The sequence below is a fragment of the Ruegeria sp. CE12 genome (genome assembly GCF_056537525.1).
This window is the reverse complement of sequence record NZ_JBQFRS010000011.1, coordinates 53,525-80,322: the sequence shown is the minus strand read 5'-3', so window position 1 is coordinate 80,322 and position 26,798 is coordinate 53,525. Positions and strand designations below refer to the sequence as shown.

Here is a 26,798-nt window from a genome sequence, read left to right as displayed (position 1 = left end):
TTCAGCGCGAATTTGCTGTCATCATGACGAACAGCGATCCGATCTGCCCACTTTGCGACCGCCCCATTCCGGACGGGACCGGCAGCCTGCATCATCTGATCCCAAAACTCAAAGGGGGCAAGGGTGGAGCAACAGTTTTGCTACATCAGATTTGTCATAAAGAGGTTCACGCCACTCTGACCGAGGCCGAGCTTGCGCGCAGTTTCAATACTGTCGATGCCCTGCGCGCCCACCCTCGCCTCGAGAAATTTCTCAATTGGGTTCGCAAACGTCCGCCCGGATTTCGCTCCAAAGTTCCGGGCAAGCGACGCGGGCGATGATCAGCCGGGCAAGACCGGATCGCCCTGCACATCCTGCAACGGCTGGGTGAGGCCCTGAACCTCAATCCCCCGATATTCTGGCACAGAGACAAATCGAGCCTCAGGAACGTGTTGGAGTTCAAGCGTTGTATAGGGACGCTTCCAAAGCCACTCTCGGTTTTCAACGGCCCAGAGATCCGGGTTTGGCGGCCTCTCATCGGTGAAAGCATAGAAATGCAGATCGAAACCGTAGGGGGCAACTTCCTGTATCGAAAGCAATTGCATTCCCTGTTTGCGCCAGAAAGTTTCTTCGGAGGCTATATCACCTGTCCGCAGCGTGATCTGACCGATGCAGGCTTCAGAAAACGGTGAAGCCGGATCGCCAGCTTTCACCGGACGATTGCTTTCGAAATCATGCTGCAGCAATTCGATGACAAAGCCTTCGGGGTCGCTCAGATGGCACATATAGCCGATATCCAGAAACTGGTTCGGCTCACTTACGGGCACACCCATCCGACGTAGATGCGAAGCTGCTAAATCCACGTTCGGCAGCGTGATGCCAATCTTCCAATATCGATGCCCCCTGTCGTGGCTGTACCCGTTGCCTCCGGGCATCAACAAAAGATCTGCATCCTGCCCGGGATAACCAACGCGAAGGTTTGGCCCCTCGTGTGATACCGACATCCCCAGAACATCCCGATAGAAATCGGCCAATCGACCCGGGTCGGCAACACGCAGGTGTAATGCGGAAAGCCTCATCCACATAGCTCCGCAATGCCTGCCGCAATCCTGGGCTCAGCGGCAACGCTGTCAGCAACGAGGTCACGTGCGGTTTGCATCAGCAGGTCGGGTTCAACGATGCGATCCACCAGTCCGAAGGCATAAGCCTCGTCTGCTGAAATTTTCTGCCCTGCCATCAGGATCATTTTGGTTCTCGATGGACCGATCAATGCAGCCATCCGTTTAGGATCAGAGGGTTGCGGCAGGAAACCCAGTTTCATCACAGGATAGAAAAACCTGGCAGAAGGGACGGCAATACGAATATCGCAGGCCAGTACCATCCCATTCGCACCGCCAGCCAATGTACCATTCAGAGCGGCAACAGTCAGGCACGGCAGGGCTGCAATAGCACCCGACAAACGCTCCCACACATCCGAGGTCGCAAGCCCGGCACGTGCCTCATCAAGATCTGCGCCGGCGCTGAACACTTTGCCAGCACCGGTCAGAATCAAAGCCTTGGCTTCGGTCGCCGACTCGGCGATTTCGGCCAGTTCCGTCAGCATGGCCTCGGTCAAGGCGTTCGCCTTGTCGGGGTTATTGATAGTGACCGTCCACAGACCACCGTCTTGGGTGAGTTCGATCACGACAGTCCGATCCTTTTGCGAATGTCTTCCACCCTCAGCGAGATTTCCGCACCAAGAAACTCATCTGCATCTTCAGAACACATCCACAGCAGCGCGCGGGCAGGCCAATCCGCCGGGATGTGATCCTCCCAGTCCAACTGGCTGACGGGGTTGATGCCGCTAGCCTTGATCACACGCTGCATTTCTGTGGCAACCGTTCCGGGTGAAAGCCCCATTGCACGGATCCCGTGATGTGCTTCTTCCAGATGCAGACATTCGGTCAGCATCTTTGCACCGGCCTTCGAGGCACAATAGTGGCTCCATGCCTCAACCGGGTTTGATGCCGCACCCGAAGATACTGTCAACACAGTACCTCCGCCTGCCGCTCTCATGATGGGTAAAGCAGCACGCATTCCGTAGAAGACACCCTTGAGGTTGATATCAATCGCCTGACTCCATGCATCTGTATCAGCGTTGGATAAATGGAATATCGGCTCGATGACCCCTGCATTGCCGATCAGGATGTCCAGACCACCGAACCGGTCAACACAATCAGCAACCGCCTGCTCGACCTGTGCAAAGTTGCTGACGTCGCAGGCCAGCGCGATTGCATTATCGCCCAGCGCGGCCGCGAGCGCCTCGATCTGGTCGCGGCTGCGAGCCACCAAAGCGACATTGGCACCGGCTGCGGCAAAAACGCGCCCCGCCTCTGCGCCGATACCCCTGCTCGCGCCGGTAATGAGTACTGTTTTGCCCTGCAACTGCATCGTCTGCTCCCCATGCTTTGAGATTGAGTAACGTCGTACCGTGCAAAGGGGGAATTGGTCCACCCCTTGCCCCCTTGACGACCGACGCCTCAGGCACGACGATGCGCCCAAAATTGATGAAGAAGGGTTCCCTTATGTCTGTTTTCCTTCGCCGCAGCTGCGGCGCGGCCTTGGCTTATGCCGTTATTACCCAAGGCGCATTTGCTGAAGTTACTGCAAAAGATGTCTGGTCGGACTGGCAGTCCTACATGAGCAGCATGGGTTACACCGTGAGCGGAGACGAGAGCGTCTCGGGCGATGTAACCACCATTTCCAATCTCACCATGACCATGGATATCCCGGAAAATGACGGGAAATTCGACATGGTCGTGCCTGAAATGAAGCTGACTGAAAACGGCGATGGCACTGTGAGCATCAACTTCCCCGATAGCTTCCCAATGACCATTTCCGGGGATGCTGAAGGTGAGGCGTTCTCGGTTGATGTTCTGTATACCCATAGTCAGCTTGAGATGCTTGTCTCGGGCTCGCCCGAAGATATGACCTATGACTATTCGGCCGACAGCCTTGGAATCTCGCTGGACAAGATCGAGGTTGATGGGGAAGCCATGCCCGACGACGCGCTTGTCGTGAAAGTCTCGATGAATGACTTTGCCGGCAAATCACGAATGCTGATCGGTGAAAACCGCGATGTTGATCAGAGCTTTACCGCAGCGGACCTGACTTATGATCTGATGTTCGATGAACCGGACTCAGATGAAAAGGCCCGGATCAACGGCAAGCTGGAGAAACTAGCTTTTGAGGGTGAAAACATCATCCCCGCTGGTTTCAACTTTGCAGACATCCAGAGCGCTTACGAAGCAGGCTTCTCGTTCTCGGGCGTCTTTGACTACGCTGCCGGGATGACAAACATCGCTGGAACCAGCGAAGGCGAAGACTTCTCGATGGCCAGCAGCTCGGAAGGGGGTCGTTTCGCGGCCAGCATCGACGCCGAGCGCCTTGCTTATGACGTTGAGCAGAACAGTTCGAAACTGGAAGTAACAACCGCTGAACTGCCTTTCCCAATCGAAATCGCTATGGCGAAAGCAGGCTTCAAGTTCGAATTCCCTATTAAAGCTTCGGAAGAGATTCAGCCTTTCGGCTTTGCCATGAACCTGACCGATTTCACCATGTCAGATGTGCTGTGGAGCATGTTCGATCCTGCAGGCGAATTGCCGCGTGATCCGGCGACAATCTCACTCGACACGACCGGCACGGCTAAGGTCATGGTGAACATTTTGGATCCTGAAGTCGCAGAATCGCTCGAATCTTCGGATGAGATGCCAGGTGAACTGCACTCGCTGAAGGTTAACGAGCTGCTGGTTTCGCTGGTTGGCGCAAAACTGACGGGCGATGGTGATTTCACCTTCGACAATTCCAACACCGAGAGCATTGACGATCTTCCGGTTCCGGCTGGCGTTGCAAATCTGCAATTGGTTGGTGCAAACGCTCTGATCGACAAACTGATCGGCATGGGTCTGATGTCTGACAACGACGCGATGGGCGCGCGTATGATGATGGGAATGATGGCCGTACCGGGCGAAGAACCCGATACGCTGAACTCGACCATCGAATTCACAGAAGACGGTCAGATTCTGGCTAACGGTCAGCGCATCAAGTAAGCGCCGCAGAATAGAAAAGACCGCACTGCGGTCTTTTCCTCCCTCGGGAACTCAGGGTTACAGTGATCGCTTCAATTTCGCTAAGAATTGACGGCAACCGAACCCTATGAATACCTTCATTATCTCAGGTATATCGCTCGTTTCGCTGGGTTTTGATGCACCCAACCAGGTGTCTGGCCTTGCGGGACGCGCCGTCCAAGGCTAGGTCCAATGAAGTCAGACGGAGGCCTCATGACCAGAACGCCCGAAGAAATAAGCCACCAGTTGCTGGATGCCGCGCGCAAAGCGGGCGCTGAAACTGCGGACGCCATCGTAATCGACGGCTCGTCGGTTTCGGTCGAGGTCAGATCAGGCGTGCTGGAACACGCGGAGCGGGCTGAAAGCACAGATCTGGGGCTGCGGGTCTTCCTTGGCAAACGTCAGGCGATCGTGTCCAGTTCGGACAGCCGTCCGGAAACATTGGCCGCGATGGCCGAGCGCGCAGTGGCCATGGCGCGCGAAGCACCCGAAGATCCGTTTACGGGGCTCGCAGATGCTGATCAGCTGTCCAAAGGCTGGGACATGGATGCGCTGGAATTGTTCGACCCTACGCCAGAACCCTCTGCTGATGAGCTTATGAACGACGCCATCAGTGCCGAAGCCGCAGCTTTGGCCGTTCAAGGCGTTTCGCAGGTATCGGACGCGGCAGCGGCCTATGGAACCCATGTTGTGCATCTGGCGGCAACCAACGGTTTTTCAGGCGGCTACGCACGCACCAGCCGCTCGACTTCCTGTGTCGCCATCTCGGGCGAAGGCACCGGGATGGAGCGTGATTATGATGGCGACAGCCGAAGCTTTCAGGCTGATCTGCGTGATCCGGAAGAAATCGGGCGGACCGCGGGCGAACGCGCAGTCCAACTTGTCGGCGCCCAAAAGCCTGCAACCGGCAGCTTTCCGGTTTTGTTAGACGAACGCATCTCATCTTCTTTGATCGGCCACCTTTTGGCGGCCAGCAACGGTGCCGCAATCGCGCGCGGTGCATCGTGGTTAAAGGAATGTTTGGGTGAGCAGGTTTTACCTGCGCATCTGTCACTGATCGAAGACCCGCATCGCCCTCGTATTTCGGGTTCCAGACCCTTTGACGCCGAAGGACTACCCACTCAACGCCGCGCCATCGTTGAGAATGGTGTTCTGACCGGATGGACCCTTGACCTATCCAGTGCACGTAAGCTGGACATGAAATCCACAGGCAACGCCGCACGTGGCGTGTCGGGGCCGCCTTCACCCAGCAACTGGAACCTCAGCCTAACGCCGGGCGACAAGAGCCGCGCCGACCTGTTGCGGGATATGGGAACGGGACTTTTGGTAACCTCGATGATCGGTTCAACGATCAACCCCAATACGGGCGATTATTCCCGTGGTGCATCGGGTTTCTGGGTGGAAAACGGCGAGATCACGCACCCCATTAACGAATGTACCATCGCGGGCAATCTGCGGGATATGCTGATGCGGATCATCCCGGCCAACGATGCGCGCCCATACCTTTCGCGCGTCGTACCATCGTTGCTGATCGAAGGAATGACACTTGCCGGCAACTGACCTGTCCCTGCTGATAGACGCCGCACTTGAGGCCGGAAAAATCGCCACCCGTTACTCGGGCAGCGAGGCGCAGCGCTGGGACAAGCCGGATGGGGCGGGCCCGGTGACCGAAGCGGATCTTGCAGTCAATGCGATGCTGGAGCAGCGCCTGCCATCAGCCAGGCCCGGATATGGGTGGCTGAGCGAAGAAACCGAAGACAACGCTGACCGTCTCTCACGCGATCGAGTCTTTATCATCGATCCGATCGACGGCACCCGCAGCTTTGCCGAAGGGTCCCGAACGTGGGCACATTCTCTGGCCGTTGCTGAAAATGGCGTGGTCACGGCCGCAGTGATTTATCTGCCTCTGCGTGATCTGCTGTTCGCCGCCGCCCACGATCAGGGGGCAACTCTGAACGGTGAACCGGTTCGGGTTTCGCAGACGAATGACGTCCAGAAAGCCGATATTCTGGCCGCAAAACCAAATCTCGATACCCGCCACTGGCGGTCCGGGCAGGTGCCGGAGTTCAAACGCTCCTACCGACCCTCTCTCGCTTATCGTATGGCGTTGGTTGCGCAAGGCCGGTTCGATGCGATGCTAACCCTGCGCCCCAGCTGGGAGTGGGATATCGCCGCAGGCGATCTGATCCTGCGTGAGGCAGGTGGAGTATGCTCGGACCGTATGTGCAGCCCCCTGCGCTTCAACAACGCACACCCTCGACTGAACGGTGTCGTCGGCGCAGGTTCAGATTTGCACCCACTACTGTGCGCTCAACTCGATCCTGCGGGCACCGGCATTGACGCATGAGTAAACCGCGTTCTCTCAGCCTGACGGCCTATCGCGTTCTGTCATGGGGTGTCCCGAGCAGTAACGGACGGTCACCCGAGCCTCGTCCCGATGGAGAGCTATTGTGGATCCATGTCGGCTCACACGACCGGCTACGGGCAGTAGAGGACTTTTGTCAGCGTTTGCTTCCGGTTCGTCCCGGTTTGTCTTTGCTGCTGACCACACCGCATGATGCAGATCTCAGAGATTGGGGAGATCACAGCGGTATTCTGGTTAATCTGCCTGCAGAGCAAACAGGTGCCGCGCGCGGATTCCTCGACCACTGGCGGCCTGACATAGGGGTCTGGATTGGTGGTGGCCTGATGCCCAATCTGATCACCCGCGCCGAAGAACGCAGCATCCCGATGATCCTGCTGGAGGCTGAAGTAGACGTCAAAGTCGGCCGAGGTGGCAAATGGCTGCCCGACATCACACGCTATACTTTCGACTGTTTTCGAAAGATTCTCGCCACTTCCGAGGCAACAGCGCGACAGGTTCGAAAACTTGGCATCCCTTCGTCGAAGGTCTCAGTGGCTCCGCCCCTACACATCAGTCCCGCACCGCGACCCTGGCCCGAGGATGAATTGATCGAAACAAACCATGCGCTTGCCGGCAGGCCGGTTTGGCTGGCCGCGTGGGTGCAGGACAAAGAATTCATTTCTGTGCTCAGTGCGCACCGGCAAGCCTTGCGGATGTTGCCACGCCTTGCACTGGTGCTTCATGTCGCCGACATGTCCGAAGCCGAACCCCTTCATCGTCGTTTGGAAGCAATGGACCTCAGATGCGCAAACTGGGACGATGGGGACATGATCGAAGATACCACACAGGTAATTTTGACCTCGGACCCTGAAGATCTGGGTCTGTGGCACCGCGTTTCAGCCGTGACGTTCATGGGCAGCTCTCTGGAGAGAGGTGCAGGGGGCCGCGATCCTCTGGTCGCAACTGCACTTGGATCAGCAGTGGTTCATGGTCCTTACGTGAACAAGTTCCAAAGCCTCTACGATCAACTAAGGCAGGCTAATGCTGCACGCGCTGTCAGGTCTGCCACAGAACTCGGCGATGCTGTCGTTGAATTGCTGGCTCCGGATCGTGCGGCCGACATGGCACTTGCCGGATGGCAAATGGTGACCGAGGGTGCCCCTCAGGCGGATCTGCTTATCGATATGGTACAGGAGACGCTGGATCAGCGGAGAGCGGAAAATGCGGGCGCCTGAATTCTGGAATACCTCGCCGGACCAGTTGGATTTACGCGCCCGGCTGTTGGCGCCGCTTGGGAAAATCTACGCAAATGCCACAGCTCGCCGGGTGGCCTCGGATAGCGGAATCAACCCCGGTATTCCGGTCGTCTGTATTGGCAATCTGAACGCAGGCGGCACCGGAAAAACACCAACGGTCATCTGGGTGGTCGAAAAACTGCGCGATGCCTGGCACAAGCCACATATCGTAACCCGAGGGCACGGTGGTTCCCTCGAGGGTCCTGTTCGCGTTGATCCAGGCAAACACACTGCCGCACAGGTTGGCGACGAACCACTCTTGCTGGCAGCTTTTGCCGAAGTGTGGGTTTCCAAGGATCGCGCCGCCGGAGCCCAGGCCGCCGCCGATGACGGAGCGACAGTTATCGTGCTGGACGATGGGTTTCAGAATCCGTCTGTTGCCAAAGATTTCTCAATCATTGTGGTCGATGCCTCTCGTGGATTCGGCAATGGGTTATGTTTACCGGCAGGGCCATTGAGGGAACCGGTCGATATCGGGTTGCAACGCGCAGATTTGGTTTTGTCTCTGGGTGACAATGCAGCTCAGGAACAGTTTGTTGAACGTTGGGGCGATGTGATCACGATCCCGCACGCCGCCGGTGAAGTCAGCCCGCTTCAGACCGGAATGGATTGGAGCGACACGCCGGTTCTGGCATTTGCCGGGATCGGCCATCCAGAAAAATTCTTTGCAACCCTTCGCCAACAAGGCGCAAGGCTCTTGCGGGCCGAGGCTCTGGACGACCATCAACCCCTGACCCCTGCCTTGATGACCCGACTGGAAAACGAGGCGAAGGCCTTAGGCGCTCAGATGGTGACCACGGAAAAAGATGCTGTTCGCCTGCCACCTTCCTTTCGAAGCAAGGTGATTACGCTGCCGGTACGTCTTCAGATCACCGAGACCGAAATGGTCAAGGACATGCTATTGCAAACAGCGCCTTCGCCATGATCAATCGTCTTCGCCCAGTTTAGGGGCCGGTCGGGTCAGGGCCAGTTCCGCTTCTGAGAAGACAAAGGGTGACCGCACACCGGGCACACCATCCAGATCGATCTTCATCCCGCGTGCGACAACCTGCGGGTCCGCCATCACTTCGTCCAGCGTGTTGATTGGACCAGCTGGAATCCCGTGGGCTTCGCAAGCAGCCAGCAGGTCAGCCTTGTCTCGCATAACAGTTGCACCGTTGAGACGAACGATCATGACCCGCCGATTGGCAAGACGATCCTTGTTGCGCAAAAACTCGGGCGCCTCGGCCATATCGTCCAGCCCCAGCACGCGGCACAGGCGTTGATACTGGCGATCATTTCCGGTGGCGATGATGATGTGACCATCGGCACAGTCAAATACCTGATAAGGTGCCAGATTTACGTGGGCATTACCCATTCGCTGCGGCACATCACCGGTTGTCAGATAGTTCAGAGCCTGATTTGCGGTGACAGCGACCGCCACATCCAGCAGCGCCATATCCACGTGCTGACCACGTCCGGTCTTTTGCCGTTGATGGAGTGCGGCCAAAACGCCCGTTACTGAATATATACCTGTAAACACATCAGTGATCGCGACACCCGCCTTTTGCGGCTGTCCGTCAGGCTCACCCGTCACGGACATAAGCCCTGACATGCCCTGAATGATAAAGTCATATCCGGCACGGTGGGCATAAGGCCCGGTCTGACCAAAGCCGGTGATGGAGCAATAAATCAGACGCGGATTCAGTTCTTTGAGACTGTCATAGTCCAGGCCATATTTTTTTAGACCGCCGACTTTAAAATTCTCGATCAAGATGTCGGCATCCGCGACCAGCGCCAGAACCTTTTCCCGGCCTTCCTCAGTCGTAAAATCCGCGGTGACAGATGCCTTCCCGCGATTGGCCGAATGGTAATACGAGGCTGAAACATCATCACCTCGGGTTACAAAAGGTGGCCCCCAGGCGCGGGTATCGTCACCTGCCGGGGATTCCACCTTGATGACGTCGGCCCCAAGATCAGCAAAAGTCTGGCCAGCCCAGGGGCCAGCCAGAATTCGCGCCAGTTCTACGACCTTAAGACCGGCCAGCGGTGCAGTCATCAGCTGCCCAGTTCTTCTTCGATCAGCTTCTTGAAATCGTCGTAGGACTGGTTCTCGACTTTCTTACCGTTCACGATGAAGGAAGGCGTGGCATTAATCCCGTCACGTTCTGCGTTTTCCTGGTACCAGGCCACCAACGTTTGCGCACGGGTACCATCCTGCAAACAGGCCTCAAGCTGGTCATTGTCGATGCCAGCCCGACGACCGATCTTACGCAGTTCGTCAACGATTTCAGCAGGCCCACCAGCGCGGGTCCATTCCGACTGACCTTCATAGATCAGATCGGTAATACCAAAGAACTTCTCGGGTCCTGCACAGCGCGCGACCATCGACGCCCACAGGCCGTAACGGTCAAAATAGACTTCGCGGTATGTGAACTTGACCTTGCCGGTATCAATGAAGTCTTTCTTGAGTTGCTTGTAAGCCCCGGCGTGGAAATTCGCACAATGCGGGCAGGTATAGGATGCATACTCGATGATCTCGACAGGCGCGTCTTCGGCACCCTGAACCATTTCAACGATGGTTGACGTGTCCAGATCAGCATCCTGCGCTTGGGCAGCGCCAACCAGCAGGTTCGAAGGTGCGGTGTTGGACGACTGCGTCAGCCAGTAGCCGCCTGCGGCCACGGCGACGGCCGCACAGATTACGGTTGCAATACGGCTCATTCTCAGCCCTTTCTCAGCGTTTCTGCTTGGATAAAACGTTGCGGCCCAGTCGTTCAAGGGCCGCGCGTAAATCACCATCGTGAATATCGCGTGACACTTTGTCTGCCTCGGCGGCAATTTCTGGTGCAATTGTGGGTTTTGCCTGTTTCGGCTTGTGATCGAAACTGGCCTGCCCCTCGGCAAATCCTGTCGGAGCGGTCTGCGTAATTCTGACACGGCTGATAGCGTTATAGCCATAAACCGCATTCACCTTGTCGCGCAGCTGTTCCTTTTGCATTTCCAGCATCGGAGCCTGCGGACCGGTGGTCAGCACGGTCAGCGTCGCGCCAAACCCGCCTTTGCCATATCCCACATTCACGGGCCGCGCGATCGAGGCGGTATCCTGTCCGACAATTTCGGCCCAATGAGTCAGCAATCTTGATACGGCAAAGCCCCGGCTTTCACCGGCACGCCGTATCTTGTCGTTCAGCAAAGTCGCGGTACGTTTGAAACCGCGGGTCGAGGAACGTCTGCGCTGCATCTGGTTTCCAACTCCTGCGCCGCTATTGTAATGGGCATGCAGCCGGGCGCCAGCGAAACCCGACAGGGAGTTAGATAAAACTTGCGTGACACCAATGAACTTGATGTGAGCTCCGCCCTGTTGGAGTGGTACGACTGCCATGCCCGCGAAATGCCATGGCGAATTGGCCCAGCAGATCGAGCGATGGGTGTCCTGCCCGATCCTTATCGGGTGTGGCTATCCGAAGTCATGCTGCAGCAAACAACAGTGACTGCTGTGCGGGACTATTTCATTCGTTTCACAACCCGTTGGCCGACTGTTGAATCTCTGGCAGCCGCCCCGGATGAACAGGTGATGGGCGAGTGGGCCGGGCTGGGCTACTACGCCCGCGCCCGAAACCTGTTGAAGTGTGCGCGTGTCGTCGCCAAGGAATACGACGGGAAGTTCCCAAATACCTATGACGCGTTGCTAAAACTGCCCGGCATCGGCCCTTATACCGCTGCCGCAATCTCTGCCATTGCCTTTGACCAACCTGAAACAGTTCTGGATGGGAACGTTGAACGCGTGATGGCGCGTCTCTACGACATCCACGACCCGTTGCCCGGATCAAAGCCATTGCTAAAGGAAAAAGCTGCAGCTTTGACGCCCGAAATTCGGCCCGGTGATTACGCGCAGGCGGTCATGGATCTGGGCGCCACGATCTGCACACCAAAGTCCGCTGCTTGCGGCATTTGCCCGGTGCGAGACCCATGTCAGGCACGGCTTGCAGGGACATACTCAGAGTTGCCCCGCAAATCTCCAAAGAAACCCAAACCCACCCGATTGGGGCATGTCTATATCGCCCGCCGGGACGATGGCGCCATGTTGATGGAGCGGCGTCCCGACAAGGGTCTTTTGGGAGGTATGCTTGGCTGGCCCGGGTCCGAATGGTCAGAAAACCCTCACGAAACCCCTCCCTATCCGGCAGATTGGAAAGAGTTGCCCGGCGAGGTACGTCACACATTCACCCATTTCCACCTGATACTTCGCATCTGGTCTGCCGATCTGCCTCCAAATGTGGCCCCTGACACATTGGTCATTCTCGACAAGCACGAATTCCGACCCAGCGATCTGCCAACTGTAATGAGAAAGGCCTATGATCTGTGGCGCGGCCAATAGACCGCTGTGCAAATGTACAGACGCCGACTAATCTGCACGTGGAATTCGGAGCACCAATCATGATCGCATCTGACACCATGTCTCGTTGGCAATCTGCATTGCCCTTCTGGATTTCATATCTTCTGATTCCACTCCTCTGGTTCTCAGCTTTGGTCGGAGGATGGTGGATTCTGCTGGTTCCGTTGTCGACTTGGTGGGCGTTTGCAGTTCTGGATCGGCTGACAGGCCTCAACCTTGAGAATGCGGATCCTGATATTTCGGAAGACCAGTTAAGCTGGTACATCCTGCTGACCAAGTATTGGGTGCCGGTGCAATTCATCACGCTTTATGGACTGATCTGGTACACGACGCACACCGACCATCTTTCGACAATCGAGAAGATTGGCCTGTTTTTCGGAATGGGCGTTATTTCAGGAACGATCGGGATCAACTACAGCCATGAGCTGATGCATCAGAAGGGTAAGCTTGAGCGCTGGCTCGGGGATATTTTGCTTGCGATGGTTCTGTATTCTCATTTCCGGTCAGAGCATCTGCTGGTCCACCATCGATATGTCGGTACGCCGCGTGATCCCGTAACGGCACGCTACAATGAAGGCTTCCACCGTTTCTATCCGCGTGTGCTGCGGCAGAGCCTTGTTTCGGCCTTCAATGCTGAGCGCAATAAACTAGCGCGCAAGGATTTGCCTTGGACCGATTTCACAAACCCGTTTTGGCGGTACTGGGCGCTGCAGGGTGCGATGCTGTTGCTGGCCGCTTTGATCGGCGGCTGGGCTGGATTGGCCCTGTTTCTGGTACAGGCGGGATCTGCCATCTGGCAACTGGAGCTGGTCAATTATGTTGAACACTACGGCCTGACCCGCAAGTATCTGGGTGACGGGAAATACGAACATGTCCGCCCGCGCCATTCATGGAATGCGTCGCAAAAAGCGTCGAACTGGCTGCTCATCAATCTGCAGCGTCACTCTGATCATCACTTCAAACCAAGTCGCCGCTTCCCGCTGTTGCAGCATCATGCCGAAGAGGCCGCCCCACAACTGCCTTACGGGTATCCTGTTATGACCGTGGCAGCGATGATCCCTCCGCTCTGGCGGCGGGTCATGAATCCACGCGTTCGCGCCTGGAGACGTCAGTACTATCCCGAAGTGACCAACTGGAAACCTTACAACAAAGCCCAGAATCCGATGCCGCGCACGTAACCCGTACGTCTCAACCGCATCAATACTGCGGCATTAACCGACAGGCTTGTCTGAAATTACATCATCCAGACATTCATGTTGTTTTCGACGCCCCGAACAGATTTGTTTTCGTGTCGGGAAAACCCCGCCATCAACTCCGACCCTGTTGGGCTTTCACGGGCGACCTGCGTGCTTAAGTCGTCGCTCATCACCACGCGCGCGCCGAATTCACGGGTCATCGCCTCCAACTTCGCCGCCACGTTCACCGCGTTCCCGATCACAGCAAACTCCAGCCGATTGGCGCCAATGTCACCCAGAACGACCGAGCCATAGTGCAGCCCGATCCCCACGTGGATTTCCGGCTCGCCCGCACGGCGACGTTCAAGGTTCCAGCGATCAATCACCTCTACCATAGATCGGGCACAGGCCAGCGCATTGCTGGCATCCAGGGGCGTCGGTACCGGCGTGCCGAAAGTGGCCATCAATCCGTCGCCGAGATATTTATCGAGCGTCCCGTGATGGCGGAACACCTCGGTCTCCATCCGCGCATGAAAGCCGCGCAAGACTTCGATCACATCATACGGATCACGACCTGAGGCGAATTTCGTGAAACCCACAATATCAATGAACAGAACTGCTACATTCTCTTTGCGCACCTGCTTAAGCGGCTCGTCATTCTGGCTGAGTTCATCGACCACGTTGGGCGAGAAGTAGCGCGACAGGTTTGCTCTCTCGCGTTCAAGTCCGGCATTGGTCATCAGCAATCGGTTCAACCGCCGCATCGATACCCCAAGTGTCACGGCAACCATCAGAAAGACGATCACCTGCTGAATACGCTGGGGTGCCATGAAGCTGTTGGGATCCAACATCTCTGCCACATCCGGAAACCCAGCCAGGGCTTCGTTGACGCGTTCCGTGATGCCGGGAATTGGCGTGGCCACCCACCACGCGATGATCCAGCCAGCAGTCCACATCATTGCGGTCCAGGATCCGATCGCGATCACCGTACGCCAGGAATAAGCCAACGTTCCCGCCGCCAGAATGATGAAAAAGTACTGGAAATTGTCGAACCTGTATTGCATCGCCAGCGGTCGCACATCATCGCTGAACGGGTTGGGAATGATCATCCCCAGTGTCATGATCAGCAGATCCACGAATATCAGCAGCAATTCCGTTCGCGACTGTCCCACGCGACCAGCCCTGCGGATCAGCCAGCCATTTGCGCAAATGAGCAGCAGAATGAAATGATACCAAAGAACATCCCAATACGGGTTAAGATAAATCAGCAAAATGCCAGTCAAACCCATCGCGATCCACCGGGCGCGGACGGCCAGTTCCAGCCCTTCTCGCTTGTGCCGCTCCAACGCGGCTTCGGTGTATTTGTTGTCCAGATCGAAGTTGTCCGGCTGCGTGACAAAGAAACGTTCGAAACGGGATTGGTTTGCGGTGGTATCGGACATACCCAATGCTCCCTCGTTGTACTGCCGGATATGGGGATCGGTGCCCCATCCAAACACCCCATAGATGAAAACAAAAGACCCCGCCGGATACGGCGGGGCAAGGCTTAGTGCCTTGTGTCAGGCCACAGGCACCGGCGGTATGGGTGAAATTAGTTGTGCAGTTCGGCCCGGATCTGCTGACGCAACACGTCAATCGGAACCGTTTTGCCGTCACGTTTAAAGCACCAGTAGGTCCATCCGTTGCAGGACGGCGCATTCTCCAGATGCGCGCCAACCTGATGGATCGAGCCTTTGACATTATCGCCGACCAGCGTGCCGTCCGCACGAACCTTGGCCTTGTGGCGCTGGTTCATGGAATAGAGCTCTTCACCCGGGCGCAGCATGCCGCGTTCGACCAACTGGCCAAAAGGTACGCGCGGTTCGGCTCGTTTGCTGGCGCTGACTTCCAGCGCTTCGCGGTCGAACTTGCGAACCTTCGAGATACGCTTTTCGGCGACCTTGCGATAGCTTTCCTCGCGTTCGATCCCGATGAACTCGCGTCCCAACATTTTGGCAACAGCACCGGTCGTGCCCGTGCCAAAGAACGGGTCAAGGATCACATCGCCCGGATTGGTCGAGCCAATCAAAACACGGTGCAACAGCGATTCCGGCTTTTGCGTCGGATGTGCCTTGTCACCGTTTTCGTCTTTGAGGCGTTCGTGGCCAGTGCAGATCGGCAGTACCCAGTCGCTGCGCATCTGCACGCCTTCGTTCAGCGCTTTCAGCGCTTCGTAGTTGAACGTGTACTTGGCACCTTCACGCTTGGACGCCCAGATCATCGTCTCATGTGCGTTGGTAAAGCGCTTGCCACGGAAGTTCGGCATCGGGTTGGACTTGCGCCACACCACGTCGTTCAGAATCCAGTACCCGGCATCCTGCAAGGCCGAGCCAACGCGGAAAATGTTGTGGTAAGACCCAATCACCCAAATCGCGCCGTTCGGCTTGAGCAGACGATGCGCGGCTTTCAGCCATTCGCGAGTGAACTGGTCATAGACACCAAAGCTCGAGAACTGATCCCAGTGATCATCGACCGCGTCGACCTGCGAATTATCGGGACGGTGCAACTGACCTTTAAGCTGCAGGTTATAGGGCGGATCTGCGAAAATCAGGTCAACAGATTCAGCGGGCAGACTGTTCATCACTTCGATGCAGTCCCCGGATAGAATCGTGTTTAAAGGGAGCGCGGTTGCGCCCTTTGTCTTGGTCGTTGTCATATCTCTGCCTCAAGTTCCACGGCGCTTTTGCGCTCATTTGGTTGAGACAAGGATGAGTCAAAGACGATTCGCCGTCAATTTCTTTTTTGAATCAGCAGCTTACGATTTACTCTTGATACAAGATATTGTGTACCGGTTTGAACGAACGCCTATGATGTGGGGTCACGCCGAGATTTTGCAGTGCTTCTCTGTGTTGTTTTGACGGATAGCCTGCGTTCTTCTCCCATCCATAGCCGGGATGCTGTTGCGCCAAATCCACCATCAGTTGATCGCGCCAGTTTTTAGCAATTATCGAAGCCGCCGCAATCGACACCGAATGCGCATCGCCTTTGACAACCGCCTGGGCCGGGATCGCCAGACCTCTCGGGATCATGTTTCCATCGATCAGCAAATAGTCCGGCTGCGGGTTCAGGGCAGCAACTGCGCGTTCCATCGCCAGATGCGAGGCACGCAAGATGTTGTGTTCGTCAATCTCGGCAACCGAGGCTTCGGCAATGGCAAACTCGGCCCGGTCACGCACAGCCGCGTTCATTGCAACACGCCGCTTGGCCGTCAGCTTCTTTGAATCATTCAGCCCCTCGGGAATATCCTTGGGGTTCAGAATAACCGCCGCTGCAACCACCGGCCCGGCCAGAGGCCCGCGGCCAACCTCATCCACGCCGGCAATTCGCAGGTACCCCTGCGCCACTGCCGCCTGTTCAATTGAATAATCCGGTTTTGTCATACCCATCGAAAACCGCGTTTCGCGCCCCGTCGCAAGACAAAAAAGAGAGGGCGGCCTGCACCACCCTCTCCTGCGCGCTGCTTCTTTGGCACCGCTCCTGCTCGAAAGTAATTACTTGTAAACGACGCGGTAACCTTGCTGGCGCAGGCATGCGGGTTCATATGCCCGCTTCACCTTTTTGCCATTCCAGAAACCGACCTTGCACTCTTGCGGCAGGCTATTGGCATGTTTGTAGTGTTTCTTGAGGCATTTCGGGGCCAAAAGCGGCTGATTGTTTGAATAGGCGTTATAGGTGCGCAGGCACTGTTGCGGCAGGTCGTACCGCGCAACGTGTTGTGGCAAGGGGCGCACCGGGTAGCTGGGCTGAGCCACGTAGGGCTGTGGCGTATATGTCTGATGGCGCGTCGTCCGTTGCTTGCGCTTTTCCTGATTATAGTAGTGGACCCCTGCCCCGATGATCGCAATCGCGGCCAGACCGCCCAGAATATCATGAGCGTCAGCAGCCCGGGCCTTTGAAGCCGAAACACCAGTGATTGTGACAGCTGTTGCAACGATCAGAGCAATGAATTTCTTGTGCATGATGCGCGTCCTTTCGGATGATGGGGCGAACCGGAGATTGGCCGCGAATTCGATGCGTCAAATCTGGTCCTGCCCCCATCAGACAAGCAATAACGGCGGCTTGTTATCGAATATCAGTGCCGCGAAACCCTTTGAGTTATTGAATATCACGCAAACACATGCGCAGGATGCGGCCTATGAAACAGATCGTCTCTTCTCTGACTATCGCGACCCTGATATCGCTTGGAGCCACCGTTGCGGCGGCGGAATGTTATGCCGATTACAAGGCCAAGCAGGATAACCCTCTGCGTCTGCACTACGGCGTCATGCAGGTTTCGGCCTGTGACAAAGGACAGGCCCAGCAGGAGGTCGCCCAACGACTAAAAGCTTCGGGTTGGACCTTGCTGAATGTTCTGACCGTATTCGGATCGGAAGGATTGGATCAGAGGAAGGCCAATGCCGGAAAATTCTATCTCCGTTTCTGAGGCCCGGCGTTCAGGGGTAAGGCTTGTCGGCGCGGGTATCGCGGCGATTGTTTTGATTCTGGTCACAGCCGCCGTGTTTCTGTTCTGGACCTTGCCGGATGCGAATGCATTCAACGCCCGGGTTGAGAGACTGTTCATAGAAAGCGATCTGACGTCGCAGGCTGAAATCCGGTTGCTGGAGATACTGGCGCAATCCGGCACTGCCTTTGCCGATACGTTGTCCAGCTATCGCATGGTGATTTTTGTTCTGTTGGTCTTTGCCACAGCAATGCTGATCAGTGCATTGGTGTTTCTTGTCATGCTTGTAATGCTGAACCGGCGCATGGCTCAGATCGAACGGACAGGGATTCAGGTCACCTCTCTGCTGATCAGCCGCGAAGAAAACACTGTTTATCTGAACAATATGGATTTCAAGCTGACACCGGCAGCGATGGAGACCCTGTCTGTACTGGCGGAATCCCGACTGGATGATGAAGTTCTGTCCGGTGCTCAGATCGAGGCGATGATTTCCGGCAGGGATGCAGCCGATTGTGATGAAGCCGCCGGCGCCACAAGGATCAAGAGACTGCGTGACGCGTTGGGCAATCAAATGGTCAGCGAGTTGCTGGTCAAGAACATCGCCAAACGCGGATACATGTTGTCTATCGAAAAGGATGTCATCCAGATGGTGTGATGCTGACCAATCGGTTAGCGACCATTATCGGTCTCATTTGGTAAATTCTGCGTCGACCCTCTTGGAAATATCAACCTCAGGTCCCATCCTATAGAGGCCCGGGCACAGGAGGTTACTGATGAACGTCCACGCCACCCCAAAGATCAAAGGCTATGGGATATCCGTTGAACGGTTGAATGGTCGGATCGCCATTTATCGTGATGATACCCTGCTGGCTGAAAGCCACGATGCCAAAGTCATGTATGAAACCCGTCTGCCGCCCGCGATCTACGTCCCGCGCAAAGACGTTTGCGTCGATCTGAGCGACGAAACAGAGTTGCAGACCTTCTGCCCCTTCAAAGGAACTGCCAGTTACCACGACATCCTGTTGCCGGGTGAACAGCTCGCAAACTCGGTTTGGGCATATGAAGACGCCTTGCCCGAAAGCAAGGCTATTCAAGGTCATATCGGCTTTATGCCCACAGCATATACAAACGTAGATCTCGGCGAAAACCAGTTGCGAGAACCCGATGATGGCAACATCAGTGGCCCGCTTATAGATTGGTTAATGCGGGGTGCTTCGGTCGTTGATACTCCGGAAGCCTTCACCAAAGCGCTTGCCGAAAAGATGCTGGATCATGGGATCGCGATTCAGCGACTCAGCATTCTGGCATGGTCCCTACATCCCCTGATCGCGGGTAAACACTACATCTGGGAAAAGGGTGAAGACGAGATTTCTACCTTCGCGCCCACGTACGAGATTTATGACCACCCAGCTTTCACCAACAGTCCCCTGCGCCATGTGTCAAACGGGCTTGGCGGGGTACGGCAACGCCTGAACAGCGACAATCCGCATAACAGCTTTCCAATCATGGAAGATTTACGCGCCAAAGGTGCCACGGACTATGTGGCGATGCCTCTGCCCTTTTCCGATGGCCGTACGAACGTGCTGACACTTACCTGCGATCACCCCGATGGGTTCACAACCGAAAACCTGGGTCTTGTCTTCGAGTGTTCGTCCGTTATCGCGCGATACTATGAAGTATTCATGCAACGCGAAAATGCACAGGCGTTGCTGGAAACCTATGTTGGCAAGCGAACCGGCGCACGTGTGCTGGGGGGTGATATTCGCCGCGGCGACGGTGACGACATAGACGCGGCAATTATGTTCTGTGACCTGCGCAACTCAACCAGTCTTGAAGAGCAATTGGGACGCAGCGCGTACATTACACTGCTCAATGAGTTTTTCGAGACAGTCTCGGGTATAATTCACGAAAATGGCGGCGAAGTTCTGAAATTCATTGGCGACGCTGTCCTGGCTGTCTTCCCCGCCGGCGACGATGCCGCAACGGCCAGAACAAACGCCCAGCGCACCGCAATCGAGATTGTCGAACGATTGGCAGAACTTCGCACCTCAGATACCGATCATCACTATGATTGTTCTATCGGGGTTGCTTTCGGGCGCGTCACATATGGGAATGTCGGTTCGCGCGAGCGACTGGACTTCACCGTGATCGGACAGGCCGCAAATATTGCTGCTCGGTTGGGGGAATTCGGCAAATCGGTCAATCACAGAATCGTCGTGTCTGAAGATATCGAGCCCGCTTGCAAACATGCGGTTCCACTTGGTGATGTCAAACTTCACAACGTTTCCCGACCCGTCACATCTTATGCCCTTCGCACGTCAGCTGACGCGGTTTTAGATGCATGAATTTATCCACGCTGTTCACCTTCACAGATCTGCTAAATCCAACCCAATTTCACGCACCCAACAAAATCAGCGCAGTTTGACCCGGTGAAATCGTATTCTGGAGTTGTGCAATCTGACTGCGGGCAAGAAAGGTGTCTGTCAGTTTTCGGACTGCATCCGGATCAGAGAATTGTGATAATTCAGCAGATCCTGTCAGATCGGAAAGTTTGTCCCTAAACACGCCAAGTTGTTTGTCGATATCCAGTTGAGAGAACGCAGCTGGCAGACCCAGAGCGGTCTCCATCATTTTCCGCAACGGCGGCAGACCCATCAAATCGTACCACTTTCTGGTCTCGCTGCCGCCTTGTGATGCCAGATCTGACAACTTGTGCTGAGCATAAAGCGCCATCCGCATCGTCTCATCAGTTTCACCGACCGAAATCTCAAACTGTGATATCAGATTGTTTTGGGCGACCTCTTCCATATTTGTGATCAGACCAGTCTTGCGAACGTCCCCGGGGCCCAACCCAAAGGCATCAGCAAATTCGCGGTATCGCTTGTCAGATAGCCTGTTCGCCAAAGCATCATCGGATCGCGTTCCATCCGACAGAATCTTTTGGACAAAGTAACGATTGTTGATATCGCCTTCCAAACCAAATGCACCCAATGCCACCTGCAACAATCTCCGATCCGAGACGAGGTCTTCAGCCGACTTCACATTGCTGATGTTCTCAAGGAAGTATTTGGTCTCCCTGTCATTAGATGGTGAGGCAGAGAAAGTTTGCAGTTGAGTATCATAAGTTCGCTGCAGAAATCGCCAGCCTGCCACTCCCCCCGCAGGAACCACCGGTTGAAAAGTCATTGGTGGTAAGCCATCAGTCGCTCTTCACGTGGCAGTAACGAGCGGAGTGATTTCAGGCATTTGTAGTATTGTTCTGCGACCAGCGCCTCAGTCGCTTCGCCCAACACGCGACGGCTGTCGGCATCTGTGAATACCTGGCTCAATTCCTCGACCCGCCGCAGCAATTGCTGGCGTGCATCGCCAGCTGCCATATCTCCGGAAAGAACCAGTTGTGCTGCATAGCAAACCCGTCGCACCGGCGTGTTCACCTCGTCCGGATGAATGGCATCGCGCAGTCGTAGAACGTTTGCCTGCGGCGTCATTATTGAAAAGCGACTGCGGCGGTCACCGTTTTCTATTACCACGCCGTTGATCAACACCCTCTCTTTGGGTGCAAGTTTCAGAACCAGCCCACTCATCCGGTGGCCCTCATCTGACGCAGCCCGCGCAACACGGCCATGTTGATTTCCAGTAACGGTTCAACTGCTGCCTTGTTTCCCAAAACCTGACTGCTGTGTTGTTCGGTGAACTCCGCGAGATAGAAAATCCGTGCCCTCAGATCATGAGGCAACGCGTTGTCATCATCCGAAACTCCCGTCGCCAGCAGAGTCCATAGACGCCGATTTTCGTGCAGTGCCTGCACGAATGCACCGAAATCTGTGGCCTTGCGTGCTGCTGCCGCCTTAAGGCGATGAGTGATTTTGGAAATCGCCTCATATTCTGTATCGCGAGGTGTTCGTGTTGGAGCGGCCGTTTGCGCGTAAGCGCGTTGTGCAAGCGTTTGAGGGGTCACTGTAGATCCTTCCAATTGGCGTTCGTTGGGCTAATCTGGAATGGGGCGCAGACTTGCGCCCCATTCTGTGTTCAGGATTAGCGGAACAGTGACAGGATTGATTGCGGCGCCTGATTAGCAATCGAAAGCGACTGCGTTGCCAATTGCTGCTGAACCTGCAGCGCCTGCAAACGTGCCGACGTCTCTTCCATATCTGCATCGACCAATGCGCCGATCCCGGATTTGAAGGAGTCAGACAGGTTCGAGATGAACTCTTTCTGAGTTTCGATCCGCCCCTGTGCCGAACCAAATGCAGCCGAAGCGTCAATCGAAGTATCGATCAAAGTTTCAACAGTGGCCAAAGCAGCTGTCGCTCCGGCGCCGGTCGACACATCAATACCCGCCATCGCACCAAGGCCACCGGATCCAGCATTCACGAACTGGGCCGAGAACGAGATGTCCGCGCCGGTGTTGTTTGCTATCGCCAACGTGCCTGCCGTGCCGGAGTCATATTCGACGGTCAGCCCGGTGATGCCCATCTCTTCGATCTTGGCCTTTAGCCCGACCGCTACAATATCACCAGTTGTCGTCGCGGCAGCATCCGCCGCAGTAACCGTGTATGAGACAACACGGTCATCAATAGCCACAACCACTTTGTCACCAGCTGCAAAGGCACCGCTGGATTCGTCAGTTACCAAAGCTGTTGCCGAGGTCGCGGTGTTTGCGATCGTCGCACCAACCCGGTCATTGCCGGTGGAAGACCCGGTTGACCCGTCAAATACCTGCTTGGTGACATAACCACCGGTGGACAGGTTCTGGCCCGCAACGTTGATGGACGATGCGGTCACGTTGCCGGTGTTGTCACGGTCCAGAGAAGCCAGGATTGAGGCGGAACCAGCCGAACCGTCTACCAGGTTCAAGCCGTTGAATTGTGCCGCGCCAACAACCGAAGCGATCTGATCCTTCAGCGCTGTAACGTCCGCGTTGATCTTGTCACGGTCGACGTTGTCCTCCTGCGCCGCTACGATCTTGCTTTTCATCTGGGTCAGCAGATCAGTCACGGTCTCAGAAGCGTTTCGCGCAACCGCCACAGTCGATTCACCTAATGCCAGACTGTCTTTGATGGCATTGAAACCTTTTACGTCGGATTCCATCACCTTCGAGATCGCCCAAACAGCCGAATTGTCCTTGGCTGTCGCAACATCTTTACCCGTCGAGATCGCGTTCTGAGTTGTCGCAAGGTTCTTGTTGACCGACTTGAGCGTCTGCAGCGCGACCATCGCGCCATTGTTTGTCAGAATGCTGGACATGTTCTTTCATCCTTTTTCATTCGGGCATTCGTCGCCCATTTGCGCCTGCGGAATCCCGCAGGCATTTTGTCGTTCTGACCTGTGCGATGTACCATCCGGTGTTCGCGCCACCTGCTGTTTCAGGTGCGGGACCACTTTTGAGCGCGATCCACTAACGGAGTGCTAAGACCCGCTGCCCGTAAATTTTGCATTTGATTCAAACCACCGTTCATGCCCGTTTTTCCAGCTTGGCATGGCTGCGCACGGCATAACCGCTGCGCTGCCCGGATGAGTCATATGTACTGAACTCCTGACGCACCCGGCGCAGCTCTGCCATACGGGTGGCTACCGCGCGAATTCCATCCGCTGCGCTATTCAACAAGGTCTGATTCCGCTCGATCTTTTTTTGGACCCGAATCAAATCAGCACTGTCGAACACTTGCACGTCATTGAGTGATTCGATCAGCTTTTCCTTCTCGGGAAACATATGATCTAGTCTATCCAGCTCTCCATCAACAAGAGCTGCGCGCTCAAGAGCCAAAACTTCTTCAAGAGCTTTGATCAGGTCCGATTCAGGGTTTCTTTGCATCCGCTTTCTCCATCATGGCGTTGAACAGGATTTCAGAAAGACCAACCCCACCCGATCGCGCCAATTGCTGCGCCTGGTGCTGTACAAGAAACGAGGTGAACTGATCCTCACCCGCTCCCCCGCCAAAAAGCTGGCGTGATTTTCCCATCCCTGCAGACTTGAGCATCTCTGCCAGAAAGGTCGCTTCCAACTCCGTCGCTGCGGACTTGAGCCTTTCCGTAACCGGTCGGACTGGCTCTGAGGATGGGGTGTGCACGATTTCCATCATTATCTCCGAAATTTGCTTCGAACTTTCACGATCAAAGAGGAAAGCGGTTAAAATAAACGTAACCTCCTGCGGGCAAGTTTCCGGACAAACAAACGGAGCCGGAGCAAAATGCCCAACCCTCTGACATTAATGACCGCATCGGTACAGCCGAATGCCAATCCCGATAAAAGTCAGCCGGAGCAACGTGAAACCAATGGCGGGTTGATATTTCAGGACATCGTTGACGAGAACGCAAATCAAGACGATGTCGATGATGACGCCGCTGTCTTCTCTGAACGGGAAACTGATGGCGATATAGTCGGTGATGAAATTCGTACAGACGCCGACCCTGAGCCCGAAATTGTGGTTCACACCATAACTAGCCCTTCTACCAAAGCGGAGTTGGCAACAGAGCTGCCCGACAAGGACAAAGCATCTCAGCCTGGCTTCCATGAGACTGAGGTGCAGCAATCTCGAAACCCAATTCCAGCCGGGAACATGCTGCCGGATCAGAAGTCAGCCAAACCCATCGATCCGGCCAGAATCCAGACAAACTCTGAGTTAAGGGTCTCTTCTGTTTCATTCGAAAGGCACAGCAAAGCCAGTCAGCCAAATCTGTCCTCTTCAGATCAAACACGTCTCATTACAGAGCAGGCGGTTATCACACGAGCAGTCAGCGTGATCGACTCCAGCTCATCAATCAATGAAAACAAGATGGATCTAGTGCCGGAACACTGGAGCAAACGCGCATCTTTGAGTGATACCCCACAGCGGGTTCAAATTCACAATTCAGCTCCGCAGATGCTATCAGCTCCTGCGCATATGCAATTGCTGGCGAAAACCAGTGAGTACCGAACTGACGAGCCCTTTGTGCTGCAAGAAGTGGGAGAAATTCCGTCCTCAAAGGAAGCAGTTCAAACTCAGAATCCAAGAGACAGCGGAACAATCGCGAATTCAGCACCGCCTACAGCGCGTGCCGAAATCGCGCGCGCCGTCGCGGGGCAAATGGCAACGATGGTAACGGCACGACCGGGAGCGGGCAGTATTGAAATCGCCCTAAGCCCTGAGGAACTGGGCCGTGTCTCTATTGTTCTGAACGGTCGTGAAGATGGACTGCAACTGGTGATCGCTGCCGAACGGCCCGAAACACTGGATCTGATGCGTAGGCATATTTCGCTGTTATCAGCTGAATTCCAAAAACTGGGATACGCTAACTTGTCATTCGATCTGGATACGCCTTCGGACGCACATCATGACAATCAGGCAGATAATTCCGAAGCAACACCAGATGTGGCTGAGCCTGATAGCGAATTTCAACACACGGCTACCATTCAAAAAACGATCCCGGATCGGGGTCTGGATATGAGGCTTTAGACGATGATCTCGGCAACCAATTCAGCGGCTCAGCCTGCTTCGCAGCAACAAACCACACAGCAATCGAAAAGCTCGGGCCTGACCTCAGATTTTGAGACTTTTCTGCTGATGCTGACAACGCAGGCTCGGAATCAAGACCCGCTCAAGCCCCTTGATTCTTCGGAATACGCCTCGCAGCTGGCGCAGTTTTCGATGGTTGAACAACAGGTTCAGACCAATGATATACTCGCCACTCTTACTCAGGCTATGGGTAGCGTAAAGTTGGAAGAGTTGTCCAACTGGGTCGGCATGGATGTTCGCTCAGCTTCGGCCTTTCAATTCGACAACACCCCTGTCGAGATCTTTGCAAATCCCGAGGACACTGCTGATAAGGCCGTTCTTGTTATCAAGGATGCCGAAGGCACAGTCATTGACCGCATCACCGTATCGGCAACTGAAAAAGAATTTACCTGGGCGGGCATGGATGAATCGGGAAATCCGCTACCGTCTGGCAACTACTCGGCCTCTCTCGAAAGCTACAAAGACGGAAAGCTGCTGTCTGACAAACCTGCGTCGGTTTACAGCCGCGTGGTAGAAGCCCAGGTAAGTGAAGGCACTATCATACTAAAACTAGAAGGCGGCACCGTGATTTCCGCAAGAGATGTGACCGCAGTTAGGGCAGGCGCTTGATCTGACAGGTGGGACAGGTCAAGTCTTGGCGAATTGCGATTCGCCTCAAGCCACTGGTAAAAAGCCCTGCCTGATCTGTCCTCACCTCCAACTGGTCTTATTGCGCAACTCTTTGACGAAGGGTTTGTCGCGGCCAACGCCAGCTTTGAAACGCTGTATGGAGGGCGCACCAATCGGGTATGGAAGGTTGTGGGTAGCGACGGTGACAAGGTTCTGAAGCTCTACAATTCTGAGCTACGAAACCCTCTTTTCCGGAACGATGCAGAGCTTGAGGCCCAATGTCTACACGTCCTTGATTCAACCGGTTTCGTGCCCCGCTTGCGGGCGGCCGGGATCTTTGGACCGGATCGCTGGGTGTTTTATGATCACGCCCCCGGGACGCCATGGAACAGGCAAGCTGAAAATGTCGGGAAACTGCTCAAAAACCTGCATTCACTTCGGGTAGATATAGATGCGCCTAAAGGGTGCAATGGTAGTGAGGACCTTGCTGATCATGGCGAGCGTATCCTAGCTGGCTGTCAATCCAAGCGCGTTGCGCAGTTACGGCAATTGCGCCCGCGAAAACACGTAAAACCTCTGACGCAAAGACAACTGATCCACGGGGATCCGGTGGCAGGGAACATCCTTGTCTCACCGACCGGACTCACTCTGATTGACTGGCAATGCCCAGCTTTGGGTGATCCTTGCGAAGATCTGGCAATGTTTCTCTCACCGGCTATGCAGCAACTGTACCGTGGCCAGCCACTGTCCGCGTCGGAAACTGCAGAATTTTTATCTGGCTATGACCAGTCAGATGTTGCTGCCCGGTACGAGGCCCTGCGCCCCTGGTATGCATGGCGTATGGCTGCGTACTGCCTCTGGCGCGTGGAGACCGGTGCTGTGGACTATAACGCAGGGTATGAACTGGAAATCGCAGCCCTTCTATAGGCATCAGAC

30 protein-coding genes are annotated in these 26,798 nt (G+C 55.4%); 14 read left to right on the top strand and 16 right to left on the bottom strand.

Translation table 11 applies throughout. The features are described 5' to 3' along the window. Nucleotides 1-23 precede the first annotated feature (23 nt). A complete protein-coding gene (locus ACR0IO_RS19730; protein ID WP_155145833.1) occupies nucleotides 24-320 on the top strand; it encodes an HNH endonuclease in 297 nt (98 codons plus the stop codon). On the opposite strand, the gene ACR0IO_RS19725 is transcribed toward ACR0IO_RS19730, so the two are convergent. From ACR0IO_RS19725 to ACR0IO_RS19715, 3 genes are read right to left on the bottom strand one after another with little or no spacing between them, the layout of a single operon-like run. Next, nucleotides 321-1,058: a VOC family protein gene (locus ACR0IO_RS19725; RefSeq protein WP_155145835.1), complete on the bottom strand. Its 738-nt coding sequence runs from the start codon at nucleotides 1,056-1,058 to the stop codon at nucleotides 321-323. Then, on the bottom strand, nucleotides 1,055-1,663 hold the full coding sequence (locus ACR0IO_RS19720; RefSeq protein WP_209016163.1) for an enoyl-CoA hydratase/isomerase family protein: 609 nt from the start codon (nucleotides 1,661-1,663) through the stop codon (nucleotides 1,055-1,057). The genes ACR0IO_RS19725 and ACR0IO_RS19720 overlap by 4 nt, the downstream gene beginning before the upstream one ends. Next, a complete protein-coding gene (locus ACR0IO_RS19715) occupies nucleotides 1,660-2,409 on the bottom strand; it encodes an SDR family oxidoreductase (RefSeq protein ID WP_155145837.1) in 750 nt (249 codons plus the stop codon). The genes ACR0IO_RS19720 and ACR0IO_RS19715 overlap by 4 nt, the downstream gene beginning before the upstream one ends. A 134-nt stretch (nucleotides 2,410-2,543) precedes the next feature. Here ACR0IO_RS19715 and ACR0IO_RS19710 point away from each other — a divergent pair, with 134 nt between their 5' ends. The 5 genes from ACR0IO_RS19710 (at nucleotide 2,544) to lpxK (ending at nucleotide 8,649) form a co-directional block, all read left to right on the top strand. Further along, nucleotides 2,544-4,067, top strand: a complete 1,524-nt coding sequence (locus ACR0IO_RS19710; protein WP_480743938.1) for a DUF2125 domain-containing protein — start codon at nucleotides 2,544-2,546, stop codon at nucleotides 4,065-4,067. A 231-nt stretch (nucleotides 4,068-4,298) separates the two neighbouring features. Beyond that, entirely contained in the window at nucleotides 4,299-5,645 is a 1,347-nt protein-coding gene (locus ACR0IO_RS19705) for a TldD/PmbA family protein (protein WP_480743936.1), read from the top strand. After that, on the top strand, nucleotides 5,632-6,432 hold the full coding sequence (locus ACR0IO_RS19700) for a 3'(2'),5'-bisphosphate nucleotidase CysQ (protein WP_480743933.1): 801 nt from the start codon (nucleotides 5,632-5,634) through the stop codon (nucleotides 6,430-6,432). The genes ACR0IO_RS19705 and ACR0IO_RS19700 overlap by 14 nt, the downstream gene beginning before the upstream one ends. Next, nucleotides 6,429-7,664: a 3-deoxy-D-manno-octulosonic acid transferase gene (locus tag ACR0IO_RS19695; RefSeq protein ID WP_480743931.1), complete on the top strand. Its 1,236-nt coding sequence runs from the start codon at nucleotides 6,429-6,431 to the stop codon at nucleotides 7,662-7,664. The genes ACR0IO_RS19700 and ACR0IO_RS19695 overlap by 4 nt, the downstream gene beginning before the upstream one ends. Continuing rightward, nucleotides 7,651-8,649 (top strand): tetraacyldisaccharide 4'-kinase, encoded by a 999-nt coding sequence (gene lpxK / locus ACR0IO_RS19690; RefSeq protein WP_480743929.1) that lies wholly within the window; start codon nucleotides 7,651-7,653, stop codon nucleotides 8,647-8,649. The genes ACR0IO_RS19695 and lpxK overlap by 14 nt, the downstream gene beginning before the upstream one ends. Here the strand turns inward: lpxK and ACR0IO_RS19685 are convergent, their stop codons facing one another. From ACR0IO_RS19685 to ACR0IO_RS19675, 3 genes are read right to left on the bottom strand one after another with little or no spacing between them, the layout of a single operon-like run. Then, the gene (locus ACR0IO_RS19685) at nucleotides 8,650-9,762 is read right to left on the bottom strand and encodes a CaiB/BaiF CoA transferase family protein (RefSeq protein WP_480743928.1); all 1,113 of its coding nucleotides are present in this window, start codon (nucleotides 9,760-9,762) and stop codon (nucleotides 8,650-8,652) included. Beyond that, nucleotides 9,762-10,427: a DsbA family protein gene (locus tag ACR0IO_RS19680; RefSeq protein WP_155145849.1), complete on the bottom strand. Its 666-nt coding sequence runs from the start codon at nucleotides 10,425-10,427 to the stop codon at nucleotides 9,762-9,764. Before ACR0IO_RS19680 ends, ACR0IO_RS19685 begins: the two co-directional genes overlap by 1 nt. A gap of 13 nt (nucleotides 10,428-10,440) precedes the next feature. Beyond that, nucleotides 10,441-10,947 (bottom strand): DUF721 domain-containing protein, encoded by a 507-nt coding sequence (locus tag ACR0IO_RS19675; protein ID WP_170336866.1) that lies wholly within the window; start codon nucleotides 10,945-10,947, stop codon nucleotides 10,441-10,443. An 81-nt stretch (nucleotides 10,948-11,028) separates the two neighbouring features. Here ACR0IO_RS19675 and mutY point away from each other — a divergent pair, with 81 nt between their 5' ends. Then, nucleotides 11,029-12,084, top strand: a complete 1,056-nt coding sequence (gene mutY, locus ACR0IO_RS19670) for an A/G-specific adenine glycosylase (protein WP_480743925.1) — start codon at nucleotides 11,029-11,031, stop codon at nucleotides 12,082-12,084. Nucleotides 12,085-12,143: 59 nt separating this feature from the next. Then, nucleotides 12,144-13,280 (top strand): alkane 1-monooxygenase, encoded by a 1,137-nt coding sequence (locus ACR0IO_RS19665; RefSeq protein ID WP_480743923.1) that lies wholly within the window; start codon nucleotides 12,144-12,146, stop codon nucleotides 13,278-13,280. A gap of 56 nt (nucleotides 13,281-13,336) precedes the next feature. Here ACR0IO_RS19665 and ACR0IO_RS19660 read toward each other — a convergent pair whose 3' ends face one another. The 4 genes from ACR0IO_RS19660 to ACR0IO_RS19645 form a co-directional block, all read right to left on the bottom strand. Further along, complete coding sequence (locus tag ACR0IO_RS19660; protein WP_480743921.1) at nucleotides 13,337-14,719, bottom strand: adenylate/guanylate cyclase domain-containing protein; 1,383 nt, start codon at nucleotides 14,717-14,719, stop codon at nucleotides 13,337-13,339. 149 nt (nucleotides 14,720-14,868) lie between these two features. Beyond that, on the bottom strand, nucleotides 14,869-15,972 hold the full coding sequence (locus tag ACR0IO_RS19655) for a site-specific DNA-methyltransferase (protein ID WP_170336873.1): 1,104 nt from the start codon (nucleotides 15,970-15,972) through the stop codon (nucleotides 14,869-14,871). Between the two features lie 106 nt (nucleotides 15,973-16,078). Then, entirely contained in the window at nucleotides 16,079-16,696 is a 618-nt protein-coding gene (locus tag ACR0IO_RS19650; RefSeq protein ID WP_480743917.1) for a ribonuclease HII, read from the bottom strand. A gap of 111 nt (nucleotides 16,697-16,807) precedes the next feature. Then, the gene (locus ACR0IO_RS19645; protein WP_155145863.1) at nucleotides 16,808-17,275 is read right to left on the bottom strand and encodes a hypothetical protein; all 468 of its coding nucleotides are present in this window, start codon (nucleotides 17,273-17,275) and stop codon (nucleotides 16,808-16,810) included. Nucleotides 17,276-17,451: 176 nt separating this feature from the next. Between ACR0IO_RS19645 and ACR0IO_RS19640 the strand changes: the two genes are divergently transcribed. The 3 genes from ACR0IO_RS19640 (at nucleotide 17,452) to ACR0IO_RS19630 (ending at nucleotide 20,102) form a co-directional block, all read left to right on the top strand. Continuing rightward, complete coding sequence (locus ACR0IO_RS19640) at nucleotides 17,452-17,739, top strand: hypothetical protein (protein WP_155145865.1); 288 nt, start codon at nucleotides 17,452-17,454, stop codon at nucleotides 17,737-17,739. Next, nucleotides 17,711-18,412 (top strand): winged helix-turn-helix domain-containing protein, encoded by a 702-nt coding sequence (locus ACR0IO_RS19635; protein ID WP_155145867.1) that lies wholly within the window; start codon nucleotides 17,711-17,713, stop codon nucleotides 18,410-18,412. The genes ACR0IO_RS19640 and ACR0IO_RS19635 overlap by 29 nt, the downstream gene beginning before the upstream one ends. 118 nt (nucleotides 18,413-18,530) lie before the next feature. Further along, on the top strand, nucleotides 18,531-20,102 hold the full coding sequence (locus ACR0IO_RS19630) for a DUF427 domain-containing protein (protein WP_480743911.1): 1,572 nt from the start codon (nucleotides 18,531-18,533) through the stop codon (nucleotides 20,100-20,102). A 49-nt stretch (nucleotides 20,103-20,151) separates the two neighbouring features. Here ACR0IO_RS19630 and ACR0IO_RS19625 read toward each other — a convergent pair whose 3' ends face one another. From ACR0IO_RS19625 to ACR0IO_RS19600, 6 genes are all read right to left on the bottom strand, one after another. After that, complete coding sequence (locus tag ACR0IO_RS19625; RefSeq protein ID WP_480743909.1) at nucleotides 20,152-20,943, bottom strand: DUF1217 domain-containing protein; 792 nt, start codon at nucleotides 20,941-20,943, stop codon at nucleotides 20,152-20,154. Next, nucleotides 20,940-21,341, bottom strand: coding sequence for a flagellar biosynthesis repressor FlbT (gene flbT, locus ACR0IO_RS19620; RefSeq protein WP_155145873.1), 402 nt, complete (start codon nucleotides 21,339-21,341; stop codon nucleotides 20,940-20,942). The genes ACR0IO_RS19625 and flbT overlap by 4 nt, the downstream gene beginning before the upstream one ends. Further along, nucleotides 21,338-21,715 carry a flagellar biosynthesis regulator FlaF gene (gene flaF, locus ACR0IO_RS19615; RefSeq protein ID WP_170336883.1) on the bottom strand — a complete coding sequence of 126 codons (378 nt, stop codon included), beginning with the start codon at nucleotides 21,713-21,715 and terminating at the stop codon, nucleotides 21,338-21,340. Before flaF ends, flbT begins: the two co-directional genes overlap by 4 nt. 77 nt (nucleotides 21,716-21,792) lie before the next feature. After that, entirely contained in the window at nucleotides 21,793-23,004 is a 1,212-nt protein-coding gene (locus ACR0IO_RS19610) for a flagellin N-terminal helical domain-containing protein (protein WP_155145877.1), read from the bottom strand. 208 nt (nucleotides 23,005-23,212) lie between these two features. After that, nucleotides 23,213-23,572: a flagellar biosynthesis protein FlgN gene (locus tag ACR0IO_RS19605; protein ID WP_480743906.1), complete on the bottom strand. Its 360-nt coding sequence runs from the start codon at nucleotides 23,570-23,572 to the stop codon at nucleotides 23,213-23,215. Then, complete coding sequence (locus ACR0IO_RS19600) at nucleotides 23,556-23,837, bottom strand: rod-binding protein (protein WP_170336886.1); 282 nt, start codon at nucleotides 23,835-23,837, stop codon at nucleotides 23,556-23,558. The genes ACR0IO_RS19605 and ACR0IO_RS19600 overlap by 17 nt, the downstream gene beginning before the upstream one ends. Before the next feature lie 111 nt (nucleotides 23,838-23,948). On the opposite strand from ACR0IO_RS19600, the gene ACR0IO_RS19595 reads away from it, so the two are divergent. The 3 genes from ACR0IO_RS19595 (at nucleotide 23,949) to ACR0IO_RS19585 (ending at nucleotide 26,789) form a co-directional block, all read left to right on the top strand. Further along, a complete protein-coding gene (locus ACR0IO_RS19595; RefSeq protein ID WP_480743903.1) occupies nucleotides 23,949-25,193 on the top strand; it encodes a flagellar hook-length control protein FliK in 1,245 nt (414 codons plus the stop codon). A 3-nt stretch (nucleotides 25,194-25,196) separates the two neighbouring features. Then, nucleotides 25,197-25,862: a FlgD immunoglobulin-like domain containing protein gene (locus ACR0IO_RS19590; RefSeq protein ID WP_480743901.1), complete on the top strand. Its 666-nt coding sequence runs from the start codon at nucleotides 25,197-25,199 to the stop codon at nucleotides 25,860-25,862. Nucleotides 25,863-25,928: 66 nt separating this feature from the next. Further along, complete coding sequence (locus tag ACR0IO_RS19585) at nucleotides 25,929-26,789, top strand: aminoglycoside phosphotransferase family protein (RefSeq protein WP_480744052.1); 861 nt, start codon at nucleotides 25,929-25,931, stop codon at nucleotides 26,787-26,789. Nucleotides 26,790-26,798: the final 9 nt, after the last annotated feature.